The 5,712-nt window shown below is 71.3% G+C and carries 7 protein-coding genes; 5 read left to right on the forward strand and 2 right to left on the reverse strand.

What is annotated here, in order from left to right; all coding sequences use genetic code 11:
- Window positions 1-147: 147 nt before the first annotated feature.
- Entirely contained in the window at window positions 148-1,500 is a 1,353-nt protein-coding gene (locus tag AC1DY2_RS14215) for an Nramp family divalent metal transporter (RefSeq protein WP_476763022.1), read from the reverse strand.
- 158 nt (window positions 1,501-1,658) lie between these two features.
- Here AC1DY2_RS14215 and AC1DY2_RS14220 point away from each other — a divergent pair, with 158 nt between their 5' ends.
- From AC1DY2_RS14220 to AC1DY2_RS14240, 5 genes are all read left to right on the forward strand, one after another.
- Window positions 1,659-1,970 carry a hypothetical protein gene (locus AC1DY2_RS14220; protein WP_476763023.1) on the forward strand — a complete coding sequence of 104 codons (312 nt, stop codon included), beginning with the start codon at window positions 1,659-1,661 and terminating at the stop codon, window positions 1,968-1,970.
- Window positions 1,971-2,092: 122 nt separating this feature from the next.
- Window positions 2,093-2,740: a TrmH family RNA methyltransferase gene (locus AC1DY2_RS14225; RefSeq protein ID WP_476763028.1), complete on the forward strand. Its 648-nt coding sequence runs from the start codon at window positions 2,093-2,095 to the stop codon at window positions 2,738-2,740.
- 16 nt (window positions 2,741-2,756) lie between these two features.
- On the forward strand, window positions 2,757-3,392 hold the full coding sequence (locus AC1DY2_RS14230) for an MSMEG_1061 family FMN-dependent PPOX-type flavoprotein (protein ID WP_476763024.1): 636 nt from the start codon (window positions 2,757-2,759) through the stop codon (window positions 3,390-3,392).
- Window positions 3,393-3,489: 97 nt separating this feature from the next.
- Window positions 3,490-4,506 (forward strand): magnesium and cobalt transport protein CorA, encoded by a 1,017-nt coding sequence (locus AC1DY2_RS14235; RefSeq protein WP_476763025.1) that lies wholly within the window; start codon window positions 3,490-3,492, stop codon window positions 4,504-4,506.
- A gap of 27 nt (window positions 4,507-4,533) precedes the next feature.
- Complete coding sequence (locus tag AC1DY2_RS14240; RefSeq protein WP_476763026.1) at window positions 4,534-4,902, forward strand: nuclear transport factor 2 family protein; 369 nt, start codon at window positions 4,534-4,536, stop codon at window positions 4,900-4,902.
- A gap of 26 nt (window positions 4,903-4,928) precedes the next feature.
- Here AC1DY2_RS14240 and AC1DY2_RS14245 read toward each other — a convergent pair.
- On the reverse strand, window positions 4,929-5,712 hold a 784-nt coding region (locus AC1DY2_RS14245; protein ID WP_476763027.1), incomplete at its 5' end, for a YhgE/Pip family protein.

Here is a 5,712-nt window from a genome sequence, read left to right on the forward strand (position 1 = left end):
CGGATGCCGCGAGCCGCACGGGTTCGCAACGCTCCGTCGCTCGGCCGCACCAGACGACCGCCCCGGGTACCGCAATTCCGTGCCGGCACCCGGGGCGGTCCCACGCCCGCACGCGGCATCCGCCCATCACCTGACCGGACGCTCGGCTCACGCCCCCGTGAAGACCAGCCAGAGCAGCAGGCCGTTCAGGGTGATGAGGAACACGGATGCCGCGACGCCGGCGGCCGTCGTGCCCCAGTGGTTCGCGTAGCGCCCGAGCACGCTGCGTCGCGCGGTGACGGACACGAGCGGGATGAGTGCGAACGGGATGCCGAACGAGAGCACGACCTGGCTGAGCACGAGCGAGACCGTGGGGTCGAAGCCGAGCGCGAGGATGACGAGCGCGGGGATGAGCGTGACGAGGCGGCGCGCTATCAGGGGCACGCGCACGTGCAGCAGCCCGCGCATGATCTCGGCGCCCGCGTAGGCGCCGACCGAGGTCGAGGCGAGCCCCGAGGCGAGCAGGCCGACCGCGAAGAGGGTGGCGACGAGCGGACCGAGCGAGACCTGCAGGGCGGCGTACGCGCCCTCGAGGCTGTTCGTGCCGGCGACGCCGGCGAGGTTCGCGGCGGCGAGCAGCAGGATGCAGAGGTTCACGGTGCCGGCGATCGCCATCGCGATCGAGACGTCCCAGCGGGTGGCCACGAGCAGGCGGCGGGTGGGGATGCGGCGCCCGGCCTCGACGGGGTCGCCCGCGTCTGCCGCGACATCCGCCGGCGGCTCCCCGAAGGGGCGCGCCTGGGGCGAGAAGCGGTCGCGGCTCAGGGCGGAGTGCGCGTAGATGGCGTGCGGCATGATCGTGGCGCCGAGGATGGATGCCGCGAGCAGCACCGAGTTGGCGTCGGCGAACCGCGGCACGAGCCCGCCGATGACCCCGGCGGCGTCTGGCGGGGCGACGAAGACGCCGACGCTGAAGCCGATCGTGATGATGACGAGCAGGCCGATGATCACGAACTCGAACGGTCGTGCTCCGCGGCGCGACTGGATGACGAGGAGCACGAGCGAGACGCCGCCCGTGATGAGGCCGCCCCAGACGAGCGGGATCCCGAAGAGCAGGTTGAGCGCGACCGCCCCGCCGATGACCTCGGCGAGATCGGTGGCCATGGCGACGAGCTCTGCCTGCAGCCAGTAGGCCCGCCGTCCCCAGCGGTTGCCGATGCGTTCGCCGAGCACTTCGGGGAGGCTCTTGCCGGTGACGACGCCGAGCTTGGCCGAGAGGTACTGGATGAGCCACGCCATGGTGTTGCCGAGCACCACCACCCAGACGAGCAGGTAGCCGTATTGCGCTCCGGCCGTCATGTTGCTTGCGACATTGCCCGGATCGAGGTAGGCGACGCCCGCCACGAGCGCCGGGCCGATCAGCCAGGCGAGCCGCGGCAGCGAGGCCGGCGGGCCGCCGGCTGCCGTCGCAGCCGCCCGCGTCGGGGACCGCGTCGTCGCGGCATCCGCTGATTTAGGCATGCCGAAAGATTACCCGGATTTCGGTGACCCGAAAAGACTGATGGCGTCGCCGGGACAGGAGTATGGTGCGTCGCATCGGGCGGCCTGCACTGGGCCGGGGCCTCACCATGTTGGGGCGCATCGTGGTCGTCCGGCACATCACCCGGAGGTGGAACATCATGAAACGAGCAGTCATCGGCTGCGCCGTCGCACTGGGCCTCGTGCTCGGTGGCGGTGCCGGAGCGGCATTCGCCGGCGAGACCGGCGGCCATGGCCAACCAGTCCCTGGAGCGGAGACGGCCAATTCGGCCTGCGCCTACTCCGGGCGGGATGTGCCCGATGCGATGGAGGGCAACCCGCCCGGCTTCGATGACGACTTCGTCACCGGCGGCCACGTGCAGAGCTACGGCCAGTGGGTCCGCGGCGGATACAAGGACGCCGTGCCGAGCCCCGGTGACGCCTGCCGTGGCGGCGTCGAGTTCGGAGGTTGATGCGCTTCCGCACCACCAACCGACCCCGGCGTGAGCGCGCCGGGGTCGGCCTCATCCCACCCGGCTAGCCTTGCCTCGTGGATACAACCGACCCCAGCCGCGACGTCGACGCGCATGAGCGAGTGGATGCCGCGGAACCGACGGAACCCGCCGAGCCGACCCTTCCGCACGGCGTCGGCCCGTGGCCAGGCGGGCCCTCCGCGTGGCCGGCCGATCCGCACTTCGACCCCGAGCTGCTCGAGCGCGGCGACACCCGCAACGTCGTCGATCGCTATCGGTACTGGCGCATGGAGGCGATCGTCGTCGACCTCGACACGCGGCGGCATCCGTTCCATGTCGCCATCGAGAACTGGCAGCACGACATGAACATCGGCTCGATCGTGCGCACCGCGAACGCGTTCGCCGCCGACACCGTGCACATCATCGGGCGCCGTCGCTGGAACAAGCGGGGCGCCATGGTCACCGACCGATACCAGCACCTCCTGTACCACCCGGATGTCGCCGCCTTCGCCGAGTGGGCGCACGCGACATCCGTGCCCATCGTGGCCGTCGACAACGTCGAGGGCGCCGTGCCCATCGAGGCGTTCGAGTGGCCCGAGCGCTGCGTGCTGCTCTTCGGCCAGGAGGGTCCGGGGCTCTCCGCCGAGGCGACCGCCGCAGCCGACGCCGTCGTCGAGATCACGCAGTACGGGTCGACCCGGTCGCTCAACGCGAGCGCCGCCGCCGCCATCGCGATGCACTCGTGGGTGCTCATGCACGCGGTGCGCTGAGCGTAGGTTGGGGGGCATGGTCGAGCAGAGCGAACGCGGCGTGCCCATCACCTCCGTGAGCGAACTGGAGGAGATCGTCGGCAGGCCCTTGCCGGCCGCTGCCGGCAAGTCCCGGTCCCGCCTGCACGAGGTCGACCTCGCCTGGCTCGCGGCGGCACCCCTCGCGTTCGTCGCGACCTCCGACGAGCACGGCGCCCTCGACGTGTCACCCAAGGGCGATCCGGCCGGGTTCGCGACCGTGCTCGACGACACCACGATCGCCCTCCCCGAGCGGCCGGGCAACCGCCGCGCAGACGGCTTCCACAACATCCTCCGCAACCCTCGCGTCGGGCTGATCTTCGTCATCCCGGGGCGGGGCGACACACTGCGCATCAACGGTCGCGCGACGATCGTGCGCGACGCCCCGTTCCTCGACCGCATGGTGGTGCGCGGCCACAGGCCCGCCCTCGCCATGCTCGTCGACATCGAGGAGGTGTTCTTCCACTGCTCGAAGGCGTTCCTGCGCTCCAAGGCCTGGCAGCCCGAGACGTGGACGCCCGATGCCGCACCGCGCCGGGCCGTCATCGCGCAGGCCGTCGAACGCCAGGACGAGTCGCTCGACGCGCTCGACGAGTACTACGGCCCCCGGTACGCCGAGGGCATCTACGGCTGAAGCCGCCGTCTCGGCGGGCGCCCGCCACGCGGCATCCGTCGCCCTCGTGCGCGTGTCGATGGGCCCGCGGATGCCGCGGCCGACCAGACTTGTGACGATGCCCGTCGTCGACAACGCGATCTACTCGGGCGGCCGCCGGGTCGCCACCCCCGCCTCGCTCGAGGAGACCTTCGAGACCCGTGAGGCGCACGGCGGCTTCGCGTGGATCGGGCTGTACCGCCCCACCGACGGCGAGCTCGACGCCCTCGCGAGCGAGTTCGGCCTGCACCCGCTCGCCGTCGAGGACGCGAAGAAGGGGCACCAGCGGGCCAAGCTCGAGCGCTACGGCGAGAGCCTCTTCGTCGTGCTGCGGCCCGCCCGCTACCTCGACGCCCAGGAGCAGGTGGAGTTCGGCGAGCTGCACGTGTTCATCGGGCCCGACTTCGCCATCACCATCCGCCGCGCCGAGTCCCCCGACCTCGCCAGCGTGCGCCACCGGCTCGAGTCCTCGCCCGACCTGCTCGCGAAGGGGCCGGAGGCGGTGCTCTACGCGGTGCTCGACGAGGTCGTCGACGAGTACTCGCCGGTCGACGCGGGCCTCGAGAACGACATCGACGAGATCGAGGAGCAGCTGTTCTCGGGCGACCCCGAGGTGACCCGGCGCATCTACGACCTGGCGAGCGAGGTCATGGAGTTCCAGCGGGCGACCCGACCGCTGGTGGCCATGTTCGACGGCCTCGAGCGGGGCTTCGAGAAGTACGCCGTCGACCTCGAGCTGCAGCGGTACCTGCGGGACGTGAAGGACCACGTCATCCGGATCATCGAGCGCGGCGACACGTTCCGCCAGCTGCTCCAGAACGCGCTGCAGGTGCACTCGACGCTGGTGGCGCAGCGGCAGAACGAGGAGACCCGGGTGCTCTCCGAGACGGCGCTCGCGCAGAGCGAGCAGTCGAAGAAGATCTCCAGCTGGGCCGCCATCATCTTCGCGCCGAGTCTCATCGCCGCCGTCTACGGCATGAACTTCCGGTACATGCCCGAGCTCGGCCAGCCGTGGGGCTACCCGTTCGCGATCGCGCTCATGCTCGGCTTCGCCGGCGGCCTCTACCTCGTCTTCAAGCGCAAGGGCTGGCTCTGAGCGGATGCCGCGGCTAGCGTTGCCGGCATGACCGAGATCACCGACGATCTGCCCGCCCGTCTGCTGCACGAGGAACACGCCGGATGGAAGGCGATCCTCGACGGTCGCGGCGGCGAGCACTACCAGCGCGCGATGACCCGCGACGCGCTCATGGTCGTCGAGGGGGCGATGCTCGGCCGTGACGAGATCCTCGCCGCGTTCCGCACCACCCCGCCGTGGGAGTCGTACGAGTTGCACGAGCCCGCCGTCATCCGCCTCGGCGACCACGCCGGCGTGGTCGTGTACCGCGCGGTGGCGCGGCGTGGCGACGACACGGTGAACCTCCGCATGTCGACGACCTACCTCTACGACGACGGCGCCTGGCACGTCGCCGCGCACCAGCAGACGCCCGCCTGACGGCTGAGGCCGGCCGCGGCATCCGCTCAGCCGATGAGGCTCGGCTGCAGGTCGCGCAGGGTGCGATAGTGCGTCATGCGGGTGACGCCGACGGCGGCGAGCACGAGGGCGCCCACCAGCCAGGCCAGGAGCACGAGCGCGTCGACCCCGGCGCGCGACAGGTCGCCGCCGTACATGAACTGCCGCATCGCGTCGACGACGTAGCCCATCGGCAGCACGTGGTGCAGCGCGGCGAGCGGTGCCGGCAGCGTCTGCCACGGGAACGTGCCGCCCGCGGTGACGAGCTGCAGCACCATGAGCACGAGCCCGAGGAACTGCCCGACCGACCCGAGCCACACGTTGAGAGCGAGGATGATCGCCGCGTACGTGACCGACGCCAGCAGCATGACCCCGAGGGTGCCGACCGGGTTCGCCATCGGGAAGCCGAGGGTCACGGCGAGCACGACGAAGAGCATCACCATCTGCACCGCACCGAGGAGGCCGGGAGTGAGCCAGCCGGCAAGCGTGACACGGATCGGGGAGTGCAGCGCGGTCACCGCCCGTCGCGAGATCGGCTTCACGATGAGGAACAGCGCGTAGATGCCGATCCAGCCGGCGAGCGCCGCGAAGAACGGGGCGAGGCCCGCGCCGTAGTTGCCGGCCTGGGTCAGCGCCGACGTGTGCAGGGCGATCGGATCCGAGATGGTGTCGGCCTGCGCGTCGCGGGTGGCCTGGTCGGAGTCGGGGATGGCGGCGACGCCGTCGTCGAGCCCGTCGCGCAGGGTGCCCGTGCCGTCGCGGAGCGTGTCGAGCCCGCCCTCGAGGGTGCCG

Source organism: Agromyces sp. P1_H4, from assembly GCF_056405255.1.